Raw genomic sequence first — 648 nt, 5'->3', positions numbered from 1 at the left:
GAGGCGATCCCGCGGGGGGTCTCGGGGTGGTTGGTGGGGATGACGTAGCGGTCGTCATACTTGGCGATGGCCAGCAGACGGTACATGCGCTGCAGGTCCTCCCCGGTCATCCCGACGGCCCCGGCGATCTCCTCACTGCCCTCGCGCCCCAGGTCGATGTCGCGCATGTAGGAGCGCATGGCGCCCAGGCGCCGCAGGACACGCTCCACCACGCGGGTGTCCCCGGCGGTGAAGAGCTCGGCCAGGTAGTCCAGGGGGATGCGCATCTGGGAGATGGCGCTGAGCAGCACCCGGTGGTCCTCGCCGTCCGACCCGGAGGCGGAGACGGCGTCGACCACGGGGGACAGGGGAGGCACGTACCAGACCATGGGCAGCGTCCGGTACTCCGGGTGCAGGGGCAGCGCCACCTCGTAGGTGTCGATGAGGTCCCAGATGGGGGACTGCTGGGCGGCGGTGATCCAGTCCTGGGGGATGTCCTCGGCCAGGGCGCCAGCCACGACCTCGGGGTCGTGGGGGTCCAGCAGCACGGAACGTTGGGCCATGTAGAGATCCTGGGGGTCCTCCGTGGCCGCGACCTCACCCACGCGGTCGGCGTCGTAGAGCAGGACACCGAGGTAGCGCAGGCGTCCCACGCAGGTCTCGGAGCAC

Annotated in this window: 1 protein-coding gene; it reads right to left on the bottom strand. The window is 70.4% G+C overall.

The features are described 5' to 3' along the window. A partial coding sequence (locus tag FK530_RS24700; protein WP_500487556.1) for a nitrate reductase subunit beta occupies window positions 1-648 on the bottom strand: 648 nt, incomplete at both ends.

Source organism: Tsukamurella conjunctivitidis (assembly GCF_007858475.1).
Lineage (GTDB): Bacteria > Actinomycetota > Actinomycetes > Mycobacteriales > Mycobacteriaceae > Tsukamurella > Tsukamurella conjunctivitidis.
The sequence above is the reverse complement of the archived record's forward strand: the minus strand, read 5'-3'. Positions and strand labels throughout refer to the sequence as shown.